Annotated in this window: 15 protein-coding genes; 5 read left to right on the forward strand and 10 right to left on the reverse strand. The window is 60.9% G+C overall.

Annotated features, from left to right (window positions below; genetic code table 11):
• Positions 1-26: 26 nt before the first annotated feature.
• From GTP58_RS02650 to GTP58_RS02695, 10 genes are all read right to left on the reverse strand, one after another.
• Positions 27-680 (reverse strand): formate dehydrogenase subunit gamma, encoded by a 654-nt coding sequence (locus tag GTP58_RS02650; protein ID WP_072780649.1) that lies wholly within the window; start codon positions 678-680, stop codon positions 27-29.
• A complete protein-coding gene (gene fdxH / locus GTP58_RS02655; RefSeq protein WP_072780647.1) occupies positions 677-1,591 on the reverse strand; it encodes a formate dehydrogenase subunit beta in 915 nt (304 codons plus the stop codon). Before fdxH ends, GTP58_RS02650 begins: the two co-directional genes overlap by 4 nt.
• 18 nt (positions 1,592-1,609) lie before the next feature.
• Positions 1,610-4,681, reverse strand: coding sequence for a formate dehydrogenase-N subunit alpha (gene fdnG / locus GTP58_RS02660; protein WP_161076164.1), 3,072 nt, complete (start codon positions 4,679-4,681; stop codon positions 1,610-1,612).
• 132 nt (positions 4,682-4,813) lie between these two features.
• On the reverse strand, positions 4,814-6,265 hold the full coding sequence (locus GTP58_RS02665; protein ID WP_161076165.1) for a histidine-type phosphatase: 1,452 nt from the start codon (positions 6,263-6,265) through the stop codon (positions 4,814-4,816).
• Positions 6,266-6,268: 3 nt separating this feature from the next.
• Entirely contained in the window at positions 6,269-8,377 is a 2,109-nt protein-coding gene (locus GTP58_RS02670) for a TonB-dependent siderophore receptor (RefSeq protein WP_161076166.1), read from the reverse strand.
• A 103-nt stretch (positions 8,378-8,480) separates the two neighbouring features.
• Positions 8,481-9,380 (reverse strand): carbohydrate kinase, encoded by a 900-nt coding sequence (locus GTP58_RS02675; RefSeq protein WP_202413458.1) that lies wholly within the window; start codon positions 9,378-9,380, stop codon positions 8,481-8,483.
• 1 nt (position 9,381) lies between these two features.
• Positions 9,382-10,593, reverse strand: a complete 1,212-nt coding sequence (locus tag GTP58_RS02680) for an AGE family epimerase/isomerase (protein WP_161076167.1) — start codon at positions 10,591-10,593, stop codon at positions 9,382-9,384.
• 2 nt (positions 10,594-10,595) lie between these two features.
• On the reverse strand, positions 10,596-11,624 hold the full coding sequence (locus GTP58_RS02685; RefSeq protein WP_072781530.1) for a LacI family DNA-binding transcriptional regulator: 1,029 nt from the start codon (positions 11,622-11,624) through the stop codon (positions 10,596-10,598).
• A 173-nt stretch (positions 11,625-11,797) separates the two neighbouring features.
• Positions 11,798-12,478: an LrgB family protein gene (locus tag GTP58_RS02690; protein ID WP_161076168.1), complete on the reverse strand. Its 681-nt coding sequence runs from the start codon at positions 12,476-12,478 to the stop codon at positions 11,798-11,800.
• The gene (locus GTP58_RS02695; RefSeq protein ID WP_161076169.1) at positions 12,475-12,879 is read right to left on the reverse strand and encodes a CidA/LrgA family protein; all 405 of its coding nucleotides are present in this window, start codon (positions 12,877-12,879) and stop codon (positions 12,475-12,477) included. The genes GTP58_RS02690 and GTP58_RS02695 overlap by 4 nt, the downstream gene beginning before the upstream one ends.
• A gap of 77 nt (positions 12,880-12,956) precedes the next feature.
• Here GTP58_RS02695 and GTP58_RS02700 point away from each other — a divergent pair, with 77 nt between their 5' ends.
• The 5 genes from GTP58_RS02700 (at position 12,957) to GTP58_RS02720 (ending at position 18,299) form a co-directional block, all read left to right on the forward strand.
• A complete protein-coding gene (locus GTP58_RS02700) occupies positions 12,957-13,856 on the forward strand; it encodes a LysR family transcriptional regulator (RefSeq protein ID WP_161076170.1) in 900 nt (299 codons plus the stop codon).
• Positions 13,857-14,058: 202 nt separating this feature from the next.
• On the forward strand, positions 14,059-15,309 hold the full coding sequence (locus GTP58_RS02705; RefSeq protein ID WP_161076171.1) for an ABC transporter substrate-binding protein: 1,251 nt from the start codon (positions 14,059-14,061) through the stop codon (positions 15,307-15,309).
• A gap of 108 nt (positions 15,310-15,417) precedes the next feature.
• Positions 15,418-16,332 (forward strand): carbohydrate ABC transporter permease, encoded by a 915-nt coding sequence (locus GTP58_RS02710; RefSeq protein ID WP_161077238.1) that lies wholly within the window; start codon positions 15,418-15,420, stop codon positions 16,330-16,332.
• Positions 16,329-17,147 carry a carbohydrate ABC transporter permease gene (locus GTP58_RS02715; RefSeq protein WP_161076172.1) on the forward strand — a complete coding sequence of 273 codons (819 nt, stop codon included), beginning with the start codon at positions 16,329-16,331 and terminating at the stop codon, positions 17,145-17,147. Before GTP58_RS02710 ends, GTP58_RS02715 begins: the two co-directional genes overlap by 4 nt.
• Positions 17,148-17,159: 12 nt before the next feature.
• Positions 17,160-18,299, forward strand: coding sequence for an ABC transporter ATP-binding protein (locus tag GTP58_RS02720; RefSeq protein ID WP_161076173.1), 1,140 nt, complete (start codon positions 17,160-17,162; stop codon positions 18,297-18,299).
• Positions 18,300-18,310: the final 11 nt, after the last annotated feature.

Raw genomic sequence — 18,310 nt, forward strand, 5'->3', positions numbered from 1 at the left:
CTAAAACGACAGCCACCACCGCAGGCTTAGTCCTGGCTCTTGCGAACCACTTCTTCAAACCAGCGCGGATGGTGCTTGCGCGCCCACCCGTAGGTGACCGTGCCGCGTACCATGGCGCCGATGGAACCTTTGACCCAGAAGGCCGCGTAGATGTGCACGATGATGGAGCAGATCAGCACAAACGCGCTGAATGCATGCAGCAGCGCTGCAAAGCGCACTACTTCGATGGGGAAGTAGAACGCAAAGTAGGCACGCCAGATCACGATGCCCGACAACAGCAGACCGCACATCGAAGCGATGAGCACAAAGAACAGCAGCTTCTGGCCGGCGTTGTACATGCCGATCTTGGGCAGCTTGTCTTCGCGGTTGTTGAGCACATCATCCATCTGCCTGAGCCACTGCTTGTCGGCTGCGTCGATGTGGTTGTGGTGCCAGAAGCGCACCACCAGCAACGCAAACGACACAAACATCACCAGTCCGATAAACGGATGCAGGATGCGCGTCCACTGGCCGCCGCCGAGGAATACCGCCAGCCACGACGTCGCCGGATGGAACATGGCGAGACCGGAGACCGCCAGCAGAACGAAGCAGATCGCCGTGACCCAGTGGTTGCTACGGTCATTCTTTGTGTAGCGCTGGATCAGCGGATTGCCGTCTTTATCACGGTTGGGCGAGCTCATTTTGCTTCCTCCCTGATACGTTGTGCTTCCTCGACTGCCTCGGCTTCCTCTTCCTTGCTGACTTCATTCGGACCAATGCGCGAGTAGTGGAACCAGCCCGCCAGTGCAGTGATGGCCATGCCGGCCAATGCCAACGGCTTGGTCAGGCCCTTCCACAAGCCCACGGTGGCGCTGATGCTCGGATTCTCGCGCAAGCCGTGGTACAAGGTCGGCTGGTCTGCGTGGTGCAGCACGTACATCACGTGCGTGCCGCCGACGCCGGCCGGGTCGTACAGGCCGGCGTTGGCGAAGCCGCGCGACTTCAGGTCCTCGATGCGTTCCTCCGCGTGTTCCTTCATGTCCTCCTTGGTGCCAAAGGTGATGGCGCCGGTAGGGCAGGTTTTTACACACGCAGGTTCCTGGCCGACGGCCACGCGGTCCGAGCACAGGGTGCACTTGTACGCGCGGCTATCGTGCTTGGAGATGCGCGGCACGTCGAACGGACAGCCGGCCACGCAGTAGCCGCAGCCGATGCAGTTCTCCTGATGGAAGTCGACAATGCCGTTGGTGTACTGGACGATCGCGCCCGGCGAAGGGCAGGCCTTGAGGCAGCCCGGATCTTCGCAGTGCATGCAGCCGTCCTTGCGGATCAGCCATTCCAGGTCGCCCTTGGTGTTCTCGTATTCCGAGAAGCGCATGACGGTCCAGGATTGCGGCGTCAGGTCCAGCGGATTGTCGTACACGCCGGTGGTTTCACCCACCTCGTCGCGCAGGTCGTTCCACTCCATGCAGGCCGTCTGGCAAGCCTTGCAGCCGATGCACTTGGAGACGTCGATCAGCTTGGCGACAGTGCCGGTCACCGGTGTACGGGCCATCGGTGTCTGCACCGTCGTTGCCGACATGCGTTTGATATCAAGTGATTGTAATGCCATGTTTATCTCCTCCGGCCGTTAAGCTTTTTCCACTTTCACCAGGAACGACTTCGATTCCGGTGTCTGTGAATTGCCGTCGCCCACAACAGGCGTTAGCGTGTTAACCAGGTAGCCCGGTTTAGTGAGCCCCTTGAAGCCAAAGTTGATCGGCAGGCCGACGTGGTGCATCGGTTTGCCATCGATGGTCAACTGCTTGATACGCTTGGTCACCACGGCTTTCGCGATGATGTAGCCGCGTCCCGACGTCACCTTGACACGGTCGCCATGCACCACGCCGACTTCCTTGGCCAGCGCTTCGCCGATCTCGACGAATTGCTCCGGCTGGATAATGGAATTCAAGCGCGCATGCTTGGTCCAGAAGTGGAAGTGCTCGGTGAGGCGATAGCTGGTCGCCGCATGCGGGAACTCTTCCTTCTTGCCCAGCTTCTTGCGGTCGTTCGGGAACATCCGGCCGGCCGGGTTGTTGAAGGCTTTCGGGTTGTTCGGGTGCAGCGGGTTATGGCCGATCGGTGATTCGAACGGTTCATAGTGCTCAGGGAACGGACCCTCCGCCATCGCATCACGCGCGAAGAAGCGCGCCACACCTTCAGCCAGCATGATAAATGGACCCATGCCGTTTTCCGGCGGCTCATCCACCTTGTAGTCCGGCACATCGACGCCACCCCACGCGGTGCCGTTCCACGCAATCAGCTTGCGGGTTGGGTCCCACGGTTTGCCTTTCGGGTCGCACGATGCGCGGTTGTACAGCACGCGGCGGTTGGCCGGCCAGGCCCATGCCCAGTTCAGCGTCTGGCCGATGCCGGACGGATCGCTGTTGTCGCGGCGGCCCATCTGGTTGCCGGCGGCAGTCCACGACCCGGCAAAGATCCAGCAACCGCAGGCAGTACTGCCGTCGTCCTTGAGTTGGGCGAAGCCTGCCAGCTGCTCGTTCTTCTTGAGGATAACCTTGGTCGCATCTTTCGGATCGGTGATCTCTTTCAGCGCCTTGCCGTTGTATTCCATCGCCAGTTCTTCCGGTGTCGGCGAGGCTGGGTTGGCATAGTTCCAGGTCAGGTTCAGGATCGGATCCGGGAACTTGCCGCCGTCGGTCTGGTAAGCCTTCTTCATGCGCAGGAAGATGCCTGACATGATTTCGAGATCGCTCTTCGACTGGCCAGGACCTTCAGCGCCTTGCCAGTGCCACTGCAGCACGCGCGAGGAGCTGACCAGCGAGCCGCGTTCTTCCGCGAAGCAGGTGGTCGGCAGGCTGAATACCTCGGTCTGGATCTGCGTCGGATCGACTTTGTGGAAGTCGCCATGCGGTTTCCAGAACTCGGACGTCTCGGTCTGCAGCGGGTCCATAATGGCCAGCCATTTCAGCTTGGACAAGGCATCGGTGGTCTTCTGCTTGTCCGGCGCCGACGCCAGGATGTTGAAGCCCTGGCAGATATAGCCGGTCATCTTCCCCTGGATCATGAGCTCGAAAGCCTGCATCATGTCGTACGGCTTATCCAGCTTGGGCAGATAGTCGAAGGCCCAGTTGTTTTCCTCGGTCGCCGCATCGCCCCACCAGGCCTTCATGAAGGAGACCAGGAATTTCTTGGAGTTGCTGTAGTAGCTGAGCTGATTTGGACGCAGCGGTTTCAACGCGCGCTTGGCCACATACGCATCCCAGTCCTGTTCCGCCTCGCCTGGCAAGGTCAGATAACCCGGCAGCATATTGGTCAGCAGGCCCAGGTCGGTCAGACCCTGGATGTTGGAGTGGCCACGCAGCGCATTCATGCCGCCGCCAGCAATGCCCATATTCCCCAGCAGGAGCTGGATCATGGCGCCGGTACGCAGGGTTTCCGCACCGGTGGAGTGCTGGGTCCAGCCCAGTGCATACAGGATGGTCGCGGCACGGCCCGGTACTGCGGTCGAAGCCAGCGCTTCCGCCACGTGATGGAATTTCTCCGGCGGCACGCCGCAGGCCCGCTCCACCATCTCCGGCGTGTAGCGTGCATAGTGCTTCTTCATCAGCTGGTACACGCAGCGCGGGTGCTCGAGCGTCGGATCGACCTTGGCATAGCCGTCGTCGCCCATCTCGTAGTTCCAGCTGCTCTTGTCGGTGTACTTGTTCTTGCTGTCGTCCCAGCCCGAATAGAGGCCGTCGTTAAAGGCGAAATCTTCGCGCACGATAAACGGCATGTCCGTGTAATTGCGGACGTAGTCGTGCTGGATTTTGTCGTTGGTGAGCAGGTAGTTGATGATACCGCCCAGGAAAACGATGTCCGCACCGGTACGGGTAGGGACGTAATAGTCCGCCACCGAAGCGGTTCGGGTAAAGCGCGGATCGACCACAATCAGCTTGGCGCCGCGATGCGCTTTCGCTTCCGTGACCCATTTAAACCCGCAAGGGTGTGCTTCTGCTGCGTTGCCGCCCATGACCAGGATGACATCGGCATTCTTGATGTCTACCCAGTGATTCGTCATCGCACCACGTCCAAATGTCGAGGCAAGACCTGCCACCGTTGGACCGTGTCATACGCGTGCTTGATTGTCGAATGGGAGCATGCCAGTGGCACGCATGGTTTTATGGGTCAGGTAGCCGACTTCATTAGTACTGGCCGATGCACACAGCATGCCAGTGGTGGTCCATCGGTTGACGGTTTTGCCGTCTTCGGTTTTTTCGACGAAGTTGGCGTCACGGTCCGCCTTCATCAGTTTGGCGATGCGGTTGAGCGCTTCATCCCACGACATCGGCGACCAGTCGCTCGCACCTGGTGCGCGGTACTTCGGCGCCAGCAGGCGGTTGGGGGAGTGAATGAAGTCGATCAGGCTCGCGCCTTTCGGACACAGGGTGCCGCGGTTGACCGGGTGGTCGGCATCGCCTTCGATGTGGATGATGCTGGCCGAGGCGTTCTTGGCGCCGTCGCCCAGGCCGTACATCAGCAAGCCGCAACCGACGGAGCAGTAGGGGCAGGTGTTGCGGGTTTCGGTGCTGCGCGCCAGCTTGTATTGGCGGACTTCGGCCAAAGCCGTCGCCGGTGCAAAGCCAAGCAGCGCGATACTCGAACCCGCGATGGTCGCGCCAGTCACCCGAAGGAACTGGCGTCTCGACATCTGGTTCATGGTGTCCTCTCTTAGTCTAGTGACCGCTTGAGTTTACACCGAGCACAATTGAAACGTGCGTTCCGATTTGTATTAATTGTTGCTATTCGGCCAGAAGTGCCTTTTGGTATAGCGCATTTGATAATCTTGATGCTACTTATAGCAACGTTTCAACTTGCTGTAATCATAAAAATGGCTGGCGGGGGCGATTCTGGCGTCGTTGCAGGCGCTTTTGAAGTCCATTTCTTTTTCGTTGTACAGCATGCGCACCAGCGTGCGGCCGGCTGCATTTTTATACACATCCCACTGGATATTGGCGGCCATCGGCGCCACTTGCGCACCGCGCCACGGACTGGTTTCGTAACTATAGGTTGCGGCGCGCGGCAGCTGCCCGGACATGCCGGGCAGGCCCAGGGCGCTGGCAAACGGGATGACGATTTCTGCGTGGGCGAAGCGCAGCTTGGCGGCGTGCGACAGGTCGCCGTTGGCGATGGTGTCTGTCTCGGCGAAGAAATCGTCGAGCAGCGCACCTGCCATGCGCCAGGTGACGTCGCCGTTTTCCGCGATGCCCGGTCCCTTTTCGTAGAAGGCGATGGCGTCTTCCGCCTCTGCATACACGCGTGCCTGTTCGGCCGGGACGTAGCGCGTGAAGTCGGCTTTGAGTTCGGTCTGCATGTCGGCCGCCGCCGCATACAGTTCGTACAGCGCGAGTGCGGCGTCAGTGATGCTGGCGATTTTCATTTCGCCATCGCCGGTCAGGTCGCTGGTGAATTTGCCATCGGCGCTGGTGTAGCTGCGCGTGCCCGTGTTGGCCGCGCTGCGCTGGCCCCGGTCCAGCGCCTCAATGAAGGTGGGTGTGAACAGGCGTTCCAGCGTGGCGCGCGCCGTTGCTTGCAGGCGCGGTTGCGCGTGGACGGCTGCCTCGCGCGCTTTCAGCTCATCGCTTTTGGCCCAGCGCTGGTAGGCCAGGCTGGACTCCGTCACCAGCGTGTCCTGTTTGGTATTCAGCTTATGGAAGTAGAGCTGGAAGCGGTCGATGCTGGCGTCGATGAGCGGTTCCAGCGTGGGCTGCTGCTTCACCAGCGAGCGGCCGAAGAAATAGCCGCTATCCACGGCGCGGTCCTTGCCGGAGGTGACGATCAGCACGCGCCGCTTGGCCGCTGGTGCATCGCGGAACAGCTCCGGCAGGCGCGCACGCAGGCGCTGGGCCAGTTGCGTGTGCTCGGCCACGCCCTGTGCGGTCTCATTGCCATAGCCAGCCTTGGTGATGCCCGCCACGCCGTAGCCCAGCAGCGCATTGGCCTGCATCATCTGCTCCAGGTCCGGACCCAGCATGCGGCCCAGCGGCGTCAGCGCATCCTCGTTGGCGGCCAGCTGCCACAGGTTGTACAGCGCCAGGTCGGTCTTGAAGCTGCTTAGCCCGCGCGAGCCATGGCGGGCCAGCATCTGCGTGTACACCGCCTTGTAGCCGGACGGCGCCGCCTCGTAGCTGGCGCTGGCCTGCTGCGGCGCATACGGCGTCTTGGTTTGATAAAACTGCTCGCCGTAAGCGTTCAACAGCAACAAGGATAGCGCGGCGCCAGCCGCAAGGCGGTATGGTTTCATACCTTAGAAGTCTACGCGAACATTGACGCTTGCGGTGCGCGGTGCGCCGATGTTCAGGTAATTCTCCTGGTAGTAGGTCCAGTATTTGCGGTTGGCGATGTTGGAGATGTTGGCGCGTACGCTGATCATCTTGCCGAAATAGCGGTGACGGTAGTTGAAGCCCGCGTCAAACAGCGTGTAGGCCGGCAGCGTGTTCACATTGGCGGCATCCATCGGCAGCTCGCCCAGGTATTGGCTACCCACATGCAGCGCCAGGCCTGGCAGCACTTCACGCCAGGTTGCCTGCACCGACGCCTGGCGGCGCGGGGCGCCAACGGCACGCTTGCCGCTGTAGCCTTGCGCGGCATTTTCCAGTGTTGCATCCAGCAGCATGATGCCGCCTTCGATCGACACATTTTTCGCCGCCTGCACCACGGTATTGAATTCCGCGCCCTGATATTTGGTTTCGCCATCCATCACGAACACATTGGCTGCATTGGTGTACTGCGCGCCACGCTTGATGCTGAACAGCGAAGCGGTGGCGTTCCACCAGCTACGTTCCGTCTTCACACCCACTTCCGACTGCTTGCTCTTGATCGGCGCAAAAGTCTGGTTGGCGTTGAGCGTGGACGTCGGCGCGCTGGCCGACTGTTCCAGCGCTTCCACGTAGCTGGCGTACAGCGTGGTGTCGGCGGCTGGCTTGTACATCAGGGCCACGGTTGGCGTGGTCTTGTTGGCCGGGTAGCTGGCGGTGACCGTGCCCTTGGTCGAGTAGGCGACATCGCTGTAGCGCGTGTAGCGTGCGCCGGCGACGACCGACCAGCTGTCGTTCAGCTTGAGCGTATCGCTGGCAAACACGGCTTCCTGGCGCGTGGCTTCGTCCTCGTAGGTGCCGCCGCTGTAGTTGATGTTCGCGACGCTCATGATGTTGGGCGCGTACAGGTTGCCGGTGCCGATATAGGTTTTTGGCGTGGCGACCGAGGACGTCGACACCAGGTTCTGCGACATCACGCCAAATACCACCTCATGCACCAGGCCTGCGGTGTTGAACTTGCCGTTGACGGTGGCCTGCACCTGGTCAAAATGGTAGCCGTGCAGCTCCGATGTAACGCGGTCCTTGTAGTCGCCGTTGTTGGCGGTGATGTAGTACTGGTCCTTCTTGTACACGCGCGTCGAATCCGAGGTGCGGTAGGATGCGTTGAGCACCCAGTCCGGCGCCAGAACATATTCGATGCCGGTGGTGGCCAGCGTGTATTCCACATCGCTGCCGGCGCCGATGCTATTCAGTTTGCTCTCGCCATCGATCGGCGATGGCACCTTGAACGATGGCGCGATGATAATGTCGGTACCGCCCACGCTGCGGCGGCGCTGATAGATCGCATCATAGGTCAGCGCCAGATCCTTGGTCACGCGCCACTCCAGGTTCACGCCGGCGGCGTTACGCTTGATCGAACCGCTTTCCTGTTTCAGGTCGCCGTCTTCATGCAGCAGGTTGAGGCGGTAGCCGAAATCGCCTTCTTCGCCCAGGCGGCCGCCCATGTCGATATGCTCCTTGATTGCGCCGCCTTCCTGGTAGCCCATCGCCGCGCTGAAGCTCTGGCTGGTGGTCGGGCGTTTGCTCACGTAGTTGACGATGCCGCCCGGCGAACCGAAGCCGTACATATAGCCGGTCAGGCCTTTCAGCGCTTCTACGCTTTCAAACATCTCCAGCGGCATCTCGGTGCCACGGTTGATGTTGGCCAGGCCGTTGATCTTGTAGCCGTTCAGGTCATCCAGGCGCAGGCCGCGCATCTGGATGGTGGCAGGGTGGGTGGAGATGGGTGGCGAAATTGCCGTCACCGAAGCGTCGTACTTGAGCACTTCGGAAATGCTGGTGGCCAGGCGGTCTTCGATTTCCTCGCTGGAGACAGCCTTGGTGGAGAAAGGCGTATCCAGTTCCGACTTGCGGCCCAGTGCACCGCTGCTGACGCTATCGCCCAGCCGCTTCTTTTCAACCGTGGCCTTCACTTCCACCGTGGACAGCGCGCCGCCGACATCCTCCGCCGCGACAGCGGAAATATGGAGCACACACAGGCCAGCGGCGGCCAGCGCCAGTTGCAGACGGGATGGAGCGAAAGGATTTTTCGAGGACATGGGAACCTGAAGAAGTTGGACGAACGATAAAGCCCAACATCGTAGAGGCTTTATATGACGACCGTATGACGCAGCGACCGTCTCTTCTTCAGGTGGTTGAAGTTTACAGCAGTTTTTCGATATCGCTCAGCGATGGTGGTGACGCGCCTGCGCCAAGGCAGGCGGCAGCGCCGGCCGCTACCGAGAACTGCAGATGCTGCAAGGGCGCAGCGTCTGCACGGTGCATCATGCTCCACGCCAGCGCTGCAATGCTGGCGTCACCAGCACCCACGGTGTCGACCACGTCGATCTTCGGCGCGGGCAGTGACCATGACTGTTCGCCGATGTGCAGCTCGGCGCCGTTGCCGCCTTTGGTGTACAGGTAGGTGGCAGCAGGGTTCCAGCTGCGCAGCTTCTGGAATGCGGGCGCGATATCCTTGGTGCGGAACAGGCCTTCCAGATCTTCTTCAGATACTTTAATCACATCGGCCAGCTCCGTCATGTGGCGCAGCGTGGCGTCGTAGCTGGCGTCCATGAGCAGGCGGAAGTTCGGATCGTAGCTGATGCGCACTCCCTTCAGCTTAAGCTGCTCGGCCAGCGTCACCAGCTTGCCGGCCAGCGGCTGGCGCGCCAGGCTGATACCGCCGAAGTGAACCCACTGGCATCGCGTGATCCAGCCGTCCGGCAGCTGCGCCGCGTCGAAGTGCAGGTCTGCGCTGTCGTCGCCGATGAAGAAATAGCTGGGAGGATCGGTGCGGTGCACGATGGCCAGCAAGGGCGCGCGGTTGTAACGCTGCAGGAAGCGCAGGTCCAGCTGCGCTGCTTCACTGGCGTGCCACAGCGCGTCGCCAAATACATCGCGGCTGATGGCGCCCGCAAACGCGGACGGTTCATCCAGCCTGGCCATGGCGCGCGCCACGTTCCAGGTAGAGCCGCCGGTCTGGCTCAGCCACTGGGTCTGCGCGCCATCCTGCACAATCATGTCGGTCAGCGCTTCGCCCGCTGCTACAAATGACGGAAACATCTCAATCCTTCTTCAATACGTTGAGCACTTCATAGCAGGCGCCCATGGTGTGATAGTCGACTTTGCCGGCCGGGCTTTTCTCGTCGGTCAGCTTGCTGTTGTCGGTGCCGAGGATGCGGTACCAGGCGCCGTACTGGTGATCGACAAAATGCTCCCAGCTGTAGTTCCAGATTTTGTCATACCAGGTCCAGTAGCGCGACTCGCCCGTGCGTGCCGCCAGCAGGGCGGCCGTGGCCAGGCTTTCTGCCTGCACCCAGAAGTATTTGAGATCGTCGCAGATACTGCCGTCCGGCGCGAAGCCGTAGTAAATGCCGCCATGCTGATGGTCCCAAGCCTTGGCCAGCGCCGCATCAAACAGCTCCACCGCGCGCGGCAGCAGCCAGTTGGGATTGTTGGCCAGGTGCGCGCCATGGCGCTCCAGCAGCAGCAACAGCTTGGCCCATTCGGTCAGGTGACCCGGCTGGTAGCCCCATGGACGGAAGATATTGCTCTTGTCATGGCGGTTGTACTCCGTATCCACCGACCAGTCGGCGTGATAGTGTTCCCACACCATATTGTCGGCCAGCGCGGCCTGGCGCACCGTGATGTTGTGCGCCAGCTGTTCGGCGCGCAGCAGGTAGGCGCGGTCGTTGGTTGCTTCAAACGCGGCGATCAGCGCTTCGCATGCATGCATATTGGCGTTCTGGCCGCGGTAGCCGTCGAGGTGCGACCAGTCGGCGCTGGCCTCGTCGGCGTACAGGCCATATTTCGGGTCCCAGAAACGCTGTTCCATGAGCTCAAAGGTCTCGTTGATCCATGGGCCGGCCTGGGTTTCGCCCGCCATCAGTGCGTGACTGTAAGCCAGCAGCACGAAGGCCAGGCCGTAGCAATGGTTGGTGCCGTCGGTGACGTGGCGCTCGCCATTGTTCCAGTCCAGCTGCCAGGCGTAGCCGCCGGTGGCCGGATTGCGATGGGCATTGCGCAGGAAAGACAAGGCATGGCGCAGACGCTGACGATCCTCGACGTCGCCGAACTGCCGCCATGCCATCGCATAGTTAAACACGAAGCGCGTGCTGCTGACCAGATGGCGCGTATGTGCATCGTAGACCGTGCCGTCGTCCTTGTAGAAGTGATACAGGCCGCCGCTGGCGTCGATGCAGCGGCTGTCATAGAACTGCTTGGTGTGGCGGATGTGGTTGAGCAGGGTGGTGCGGGATCGGAAATCAGGGGCCATCTTCAGGTCCGTTTGAAAGTTACCAGGTTCTTGGGGCGCCAGCTGTCGATAACAGTGCTGGCGCGGATGATCAACTCCACCGGTGAGATCTTCTCCACCGGTACGTCGTGCGGGCCATTGAGCAGAAGTTCTACGCCCAATGCGCCCAAAGCTTTTTTGTCGATACGCAGCGTGGTCAGGGGACGGTGTCCCAGCATGGCATTCGAGATGTCGTCAAAGCCGACGATCGCAATATCGTGCGGCACCTTGAGTCCACGCGCCAGGCAGCAGCGCATGGCGACCAGCGCCGCGCTGTCGTTGTAGCAGAACACCGCATCCGGCGGCTCGGGCAGGTCGAGCAATTGCTCCATCGCCTCCCATGCGCCGGTTTCCAGGTCCACGCCATCCGGCATGCAGGCTTCCAGCGCCGGATCGGCAAGGATGCCTTCCCTGAACAGCGCCTGCCGGTAACCAAAGGCGCGCTTGCAGATGCTGTAGTGCGACATCGGTCCGGAGATGAAGCCCACGCGCGTGCGGCCGGTGTCGATCAGGTGTTTGGTGGCCAGGTAGCCGCCCATCATATTGTCCGGATTGACCGAGCTGTAGCCGCGCAGCTGCATGTCGATGAGCACCAGCGGCTTGCCGGTCGCGCGCAGGGCGCCCAGCATCTCAGGCTCGAAGAAGCCGGCGCAGACAATACCGTCGGTGGCGTGCAAAGGAATCTGGTCGATCAGGCCATCGGCCGGACGCACCGCGAGGGAGGACAGCACGATGCCCTGCTTGCGGCAGGCTTCCTCGGCGCCGTGCAGCACGGGCGAATAGAAAGGACTGGCGGCTGCGGTGTCGTGCTGGCGATGCAGCAGAAAGGTCAGGCGGCGCACCCGTTTGGTACGCAGCTTGCAAAAATCGTAACCCAGATTGCGTGCGGTTTCCACCACCATCTGGCGCGTCACTTCGGTCAGGCCGGGTTCATTTTTCAGTGCGCGTGAAATCGTCCCTGCCGATACTCCTGCGACGCGGGCGATGTCTCTGATCGTTATATTGGTGCCCACTTTTGTCTCCTCGCTGTGCAATCAGTCTTGCATAGCCGTCTATGGGCGGTCAAACGATCTGACGATTTTGTCCAGCAGTTTAGCGATGTTTTACTAAACAGGAAGAATCGGGCGCGATGGAAGGGGTTCCGTAGCAGCCTGCAAGGCTTGCCGGGTGTTTAGCGAAAAGCTGCTTACAGCAGTGGAAGGTGGCCCAGCGCGGGCGCCAGCAGCACCATGAGCACACCGCTGAAAATCATGGTCAGGCTGGCGACCGCACCTTCCTGCGGGCCAATGGCGCGCGCCTTGCTCAAGCCGAAGCCGTGGGCTGCCGCGCCATACGGGGCGCCGCGCGCAATCCGCATGCGCAGCGGCAGACGCGCCAGCAGCACCTGGCCAAGCAGCAGACCAAACAAGCCGGTGATGATGACAAACACACCGGTCAGCTGCGCCGAGCCGCCCAGGTGGCGCGTGGCCTCCAGTGCGAATGGCGTCGAAACGGAGCGCGCCAGCAGACTGTGCGCCATGCTGCCGTCCAGCCCAAGCAAGCGGTCCAGCAGCAGCGTGCTGCCCAGCGAGGCAATGATGCCGGCCACGCTGCCCAGGGTGAGCGCCAGCCAGTGCTTTTTCACGAGATCGCGATACTGATAAATCGGCAGCGCAAACGCCACGGTTGCGGGACCGAGCAGCCATGACAGCCAGCGCGTATCGCCAAAGTAGACAGGGAAGGGCGTGGACGAAAGCTGCACCACTGCGATCAGTACGGCGGATGTGGCAATGGCCGGTGTCAGCCAGACGCGCGGATAGCGTTTGTGCAAAGCCTGGTTGGCGTAGAACAGGCCCAGTGTCAGCAGCAGGAACAGCAGCGGCTTCATTGCGGCGCTCCGCGTTGTGCGCGCAGGCGGCGCAGACGGCGGCCGCGTTCAAAGCGGCAGACCCATTCCACGGTAAAGGCGGTAGCCAGCAGCACGCACACAAAGCCCAGGCCAATCGCCGCAAACAGGCGCAGGCCCTCGGCTTCCAGCAGGCCGGTGAACTGCACCACCGACACTACCAGCGGAATAAAGAACAGCAGCATATTGGACAGCAGCCAGTCGGCGCCGTGCTCGATGGCGGCGGGCCGCAGCACGCCGCTTTGCAGCAGCGCCACCATCACAATCAGGCCCACCACGCCGCCGGAAAAGGGCAGTCCGAGCCACGCGGAGGCACAGTCGGCGGCATACCACGCCGCGATCAGTCCCACCACCTGCATCAATGTAAAACCTATGCGTTTCATGGCGCCATTCTAGGTGCGCAAGGATTAAAGATAAAATGAATTAAATTTATAAAAATCATTCTCAATTGGAATAGATCATGGATATCCGCGCGCTGCGCTATTTTGTCGCCGTCGTCGAGCAGCAGAGCTTTAGCCGCGCGGCGGAGCACCTGCACGTCACCCAGCCTACTGTCAGCAAGATGATCCAGCAGCTGGAGCAGTCGCTGGAGCTCACGCTGCTGGAGCGTAGCGGCAAGCGCTTCACCTTGACCGATGCCGGCCAGGTGGTGCTGCAACGGGGCCGCGCGCTATTGGCCATGCACGAAGAAATGGGCGTGGAGCTGGAAGACTTGCAGCAGCTGCGGCGTGGCGATCTGCGCCTGGGCGTGACCCAGCAATCGCATGCTTCACTGGCGCCACTGCTGGCGGCCTATCACCGCCGCCATCCGCACATCGAACTCAAACTGTTTGAAGGCGGCTCGCATGGCATCGAGGCCGATTTGCGCAGCGGGGTGCTGGAGATGGGCACCTTGCTCGACCATCCATCCAACCAGCAGCTCTGGCAGGAATTCGATTCCTTCCCGCTGGTGCGCTCGCCCATGTGTTTGTTGGCGCCCAAGGACTCCGCCTGGCGCAGCCGCAAGCGCGTGGCCTTGCGCGAGCTGGCCGATAGTCCCTTCATCTTCTACGGCGAAGGCTTCGCGCTGAACGAGATCATCGCTGAAGCCTGCCTGCGTGCAGGCTTCAAGCCCCGCATTACCGGCCGCAGTGGTCAATGGGATTTCGTCGCCTCGCTGGTGCGGCTGGGCGTGGGCATCACGCTACTGCCCAAGGTCTTTTGCGACACGCTGACACCGGGCCAGTTCACCATCGCCAAACTGGAAGAACCGGCGCTGGACTGGAATCTGATGCTGGCGTGGCGCCGTGGCGGCCACCTGTCGTTCGCCGCGCGGGCGTGGCTGGACCTGGTGCGCAGCAAACCAACAACAGGTCGCTGACCTTTTTGTTAAGTTTTGTAAGTTTTTCTTACGTAGCGTTGCAGTTGAAAGTTTGTCTATACCCATCGTTGTTAGGAAATGTAATACCAGCTGCATACCAGATTGAGTGAAATCAAGGACTTAGCATTCAACCGGTCGCAAGTGCTGTTACGCAAAATGCAAGCTAGTATGGTCCCATCGTTGTAACGAAAGGGACACAAACATGCATTTCCGCCGGTTGGTTCGACACACACTGCTGCTCGCCATGCTCTCCGCAACGGCCGCCCGCTCTGGCACGCTGGTGATTGAAAGCTGGCGTGTGGACGACAAAACGCTGTGGGAAAAGGTCTTGATCCCGGCGTTTGAAAAAAACCATCCGGGCATCGAAGTCAAGTTCGCACCCACCGCACCAACCGAATACGATTCCAGCCTGGCCGCGCGCCTGGCCGGCGGCACGGCGGGCGACCTGATTGCCTGCCGTCCGTTCGACGTCTCGCTGTCGCTGTACAAAAAAGGTCACCTCGAAAAGCTGGATGGCAAACCGGGCATGCAGAATTTTTCGCCGACCGCCACCGTGGCCTGGCAGACCGATGACGGCAAAGACACGTTCTGCATGCCGGTCGCCTCTGTGATCCACGGTTTTTTATACAACAAGAAGATCTTCAAAAAACTGAACCTGCAACCGCCTAAAACGGTGGACGAATTCTTTACGGTGCTGGAGACGCTGAAAAAGAGTGGCGTCACGCCGCTGGCGCTGGGCACTGCCGACCAATGGGAATCGAGCCAAATGGTTTATACCAATATCGGTCCCAATTTCTGGCGTGGTGAGGAAGGGCGCAAGGCGCTCATCGCCGGCAAAGCCAGGCTGACCGACGCGCCGTTTGTCGAAGCGCTGACGTTTGAGCAGCGCATGGGCACCTACCTGGGACGCGGCGCCAGCGCACAGACCTATGGCGACAGCCAGAACCAGTTTGCCTTGGGCCGCGCGGCGATCTATCCCACCGGCTCGTGGGATATCTCGTACTTCAGCCAGACGCCGGGACTGGAACTGGGCGCGTTTGCGCCGCCGGTGCGCAAGGCGGGCGATGCCTGCTTTATCTCCGACCATATGGATATCGGCATCGGCGTCAACAAGAAAGCCAGGAACAAGGAAGACGCTTACAAGTTTCTGGCATGGGTGGGCTCGCAGGAGTTTGCCGACATCTATACCAACCGCGTGACCGGCTTCTTCTCGCTGTCGAATCATCTGATCTCCGTGCGCGACCCGGTGGCCAAGCAGATGGCGGAATGGCGCAATAGCTGCGCCTCCACCATCCGCTTCAACGCGCAGGTGCTGAACCGCGGCCAGCCCAGCATGGAGAGCGAACTTTGGAATATCAATTCACAGGTGTTGAACGGCAAGCTGGCGCCGAAGGACGCAGCGGCGCGGCTGCAAAACGGTTTTGCCAAGTGGTACAAACCACAGCAAAAGTAGCATCACACGGAAATCCCTCCCCTTGATGAAGTGTGATTCATTGCCGGCGCCGGGCGCGGCGCCGGCCTTTTTTTTAATCGAATTCTGGAGGCAGTCTTGAAGCATGTGGTGAATACGGTGCGGCCCTGGCAGTTGCTGCTGTTTCTGGCGCCGGCGTTGATTGTCTACGGTGTGTTCAGCGCGCTGCCGCTGGTGCAGACGCTGGGACAGGGCTTCTTCAGCGCCGATGATGGTGGCAGTGCGTCCTTTGTCGGCCTAGAGAATTTCCGCACAGTGCTGCTGGACCCCGACTGGTCGGCCGGTTTCTGGAACGCGATGGCCAACAACGCCAAATTCTTCTGCGTCCACATGCTGCTGCAAAATCCGGTCGGCCTGCTGCTGGCGACCTTATTCAGCCTGAAGGGGCTGCGTGGCGCGCGCACCTACCGCACGCTGATCTTTTTGCCGACATTGCTGTCGGTGGTCATCATCGGCTTTATCTGGCAATTGATCCTGTCGCCGCTGTGGGGCGTGGGTGAAAAGCTGATGGGCTTTGCCGGCCTGGCTGATTTCTTCGCGCCGTGGCTGGGCGAAGAGGAGAGTGCACTGACGGCGATTTCCATGGTCTCCGTGTGGCAGTACATCGGCATGCCGATGATGCTGATTTACGCGGCGCTGCTGGCCGTGCCGGATGAAATCGTCGAAGCCGCCCACGTGGAAGGCGCCAGTGCCATGCGTATCTTCTGGCAGATCAAGCTGCCGCTGATCTACCCGACGCTGGGCCTCGTCACTATCCTCACCTTTGTAGCAAACTTCAATGCGTTTGACCTGATTTACTCGATCAAGGGCGCGCTGGCCGGGCCGAATTATTCTACCGATATTCTGGGCACGCTGTTCTACCGCACGTTCTTTGGCTATCAGGCGCAGGTAGGCAATGCCTATCTGGGTTCTGCGGTGGCGACGCTGATGTTCCTTGTGATACTGGCGGGTGTCGGCGTGTACTTTGTCGGCGTGCAGCGCCGTCTGACGAGGTTTGCGCTATGAAGAACCGTCTGATGGTGCACGGCGCCCTGATGGCGTACACGGTGCTGGCGCTGTTCCCGATTGCGCTGATCCTGATTAATTCGGTCAAGACGCGTGAAGCGATTTTTGATGATCCGCTGGCGCTGCCGACCATGGAGTCGCTGACCTTCATCGGCTTCCAGAAGGTCCTGGCCAGCACCAACTTCCTGCTTTACTTCGGTAACAGCCTGGTGGTGACGCTGGCTGCGCTGTTCTGCATCCTGCTGTTTGGCGCCATGGCGGCGTGGGCGCTGTCGGAGTACCGCTTCATGGGCAACCGCGTGCTGACGCTGTTCCTGGCGCTGGGCATCATGATCCCGATTCGCCTTGGTACCGTGTCGATACTGGAGCTGATGGTCAAGCTGGATCTGGTCAACACGCTGACGGCGCTGGTGCTGGTGTACACGGCGCAAGGGCTGCCGCTGGCGGTGATGATCCTGTCCGAGTTCATGCGGCAAGTGCCGACGGAGCTCAAGGATGCTGCGCGTTGCGATGGCGTCGGTGAGGTCAGCATCTTCTTCAAGGTGGTGCTGCCGCTGATCCGTCCGGCGATGGCCACGGTGGCGGTGTTCACCATGATCCCGGCCTGGAATGACCTGTGGTTCCCGCTGATCCTGGCGCCGTCCGACCGTACCAAGACGGTCACGCTGGGCGTGCAGCAGTTTATCGGCCAGTACGTCACGGACTGGAACTCGGTACTGGCTGCGCTGTCGCTGGCGGTGATTCCGATGCTGATTCTGTATGCGCTGTTCTCGCGCCAATTGATACGCGGCCTGACGGCTGGCGCTGTGAAATAAGGAGAGGCCTCAATGGCAGGTGTAAGTTTACAAGAGCTGCGCAAATCGTATGACGGCAAGACCGACGTCCTGGCCGGCATCGACCTGGAGATTGCGCATGGCGAGTTCGTGGTGCTGGTCGGCCCTTCCGGCTGTGGCAAATCCACGCTGCTGCGCATGCTGTGCGGGCTGGAGAACATCACCAGCGGCACCATGAAGATCGGCGACCGTGTCGTCAATCATCTGCCACCGGCGGAGCGTGGCATCGCCATGGTGTTTCAGAGCTACGCGTTGTATCCGCACATGACGGTGTACCAGAACATGGCCTTTGGGCTCAAGGTGGCTGGCAAGGACAAGGCAGCCATCAAGCAGCGTATCGGTGAGGCGGCGGCGATCCTCAAGATCGACCATCTGCTGGAGCGCCTGCCGCGCGAGCTGTCCGGTGGCCAGCGTCAGCGTGTCGCCATCGGCCGCGCCATCGTGCGAGAGCCGCAGCTGTTCCTGTTTGATGAACCGCTGTCCAACCTGGACGCCGCGCTGCGCGTGCAAACGCGCCTGGAGATCGCCAAGCTGCATCGTCAGCTGGATGCCACCATTGTCTACGTCACGCACGACCAGGTGGAAGCCATGACCTTGGGTGACAAGATCGTCGTCATGCATGAGGGGCATATCCAGCAGGCCGGCACGCCGCTGGACCTGTATCAGCAGCCGCGCAACCTGTTTGTGGCGGGCTTCATCGGTTCACCCAGGATGAACTTCCTGGCCGCTACCGTGGTTGACGCCCATGCCCACGGCGTCACGGCACTGCTGAACAGCGGCGAAACCATACGCGCCGCAGTGGACGGCAGCGGTTTGCGCGCCGGGGACAGCATCACGCTGGGCCTGCGCGCGGAGCACATCAGCGAATCGCGCAGCGGTTCGGAAGTTTTCACCGGCGAGGTCAGTGTGGTCGAACACCTGGGCGAAGCCAATTACCTCTACGTCAGCCACGAGGGCAGGGAGGACGTAGTAATACGCGGGGATGGCGAACGCCATGTCGCGCCGGGACAGCGCATAACCTTCTCGGCCGAAAGTACTGCCTTCCACGTGTTTGACGAAAAGGGCCTGGCGCGGCGGCGCCTGCGCCCCGGAAATATGGTATCGGCGCCGCGCGGCTTGGTGCGCAGCGCCTGATATCACAGGAG

The sequence above is a fragment of the Duganella sp. CY15W genome, from assembly GCF_009857555.1.
GTDB classification, from domain to species: Bacteria; Pseudomonadota; Gammaproteobacteria; order Burkholderiales; family Burkholderiaceae_D; genus Rugamonas; species Rugamonas sacchari.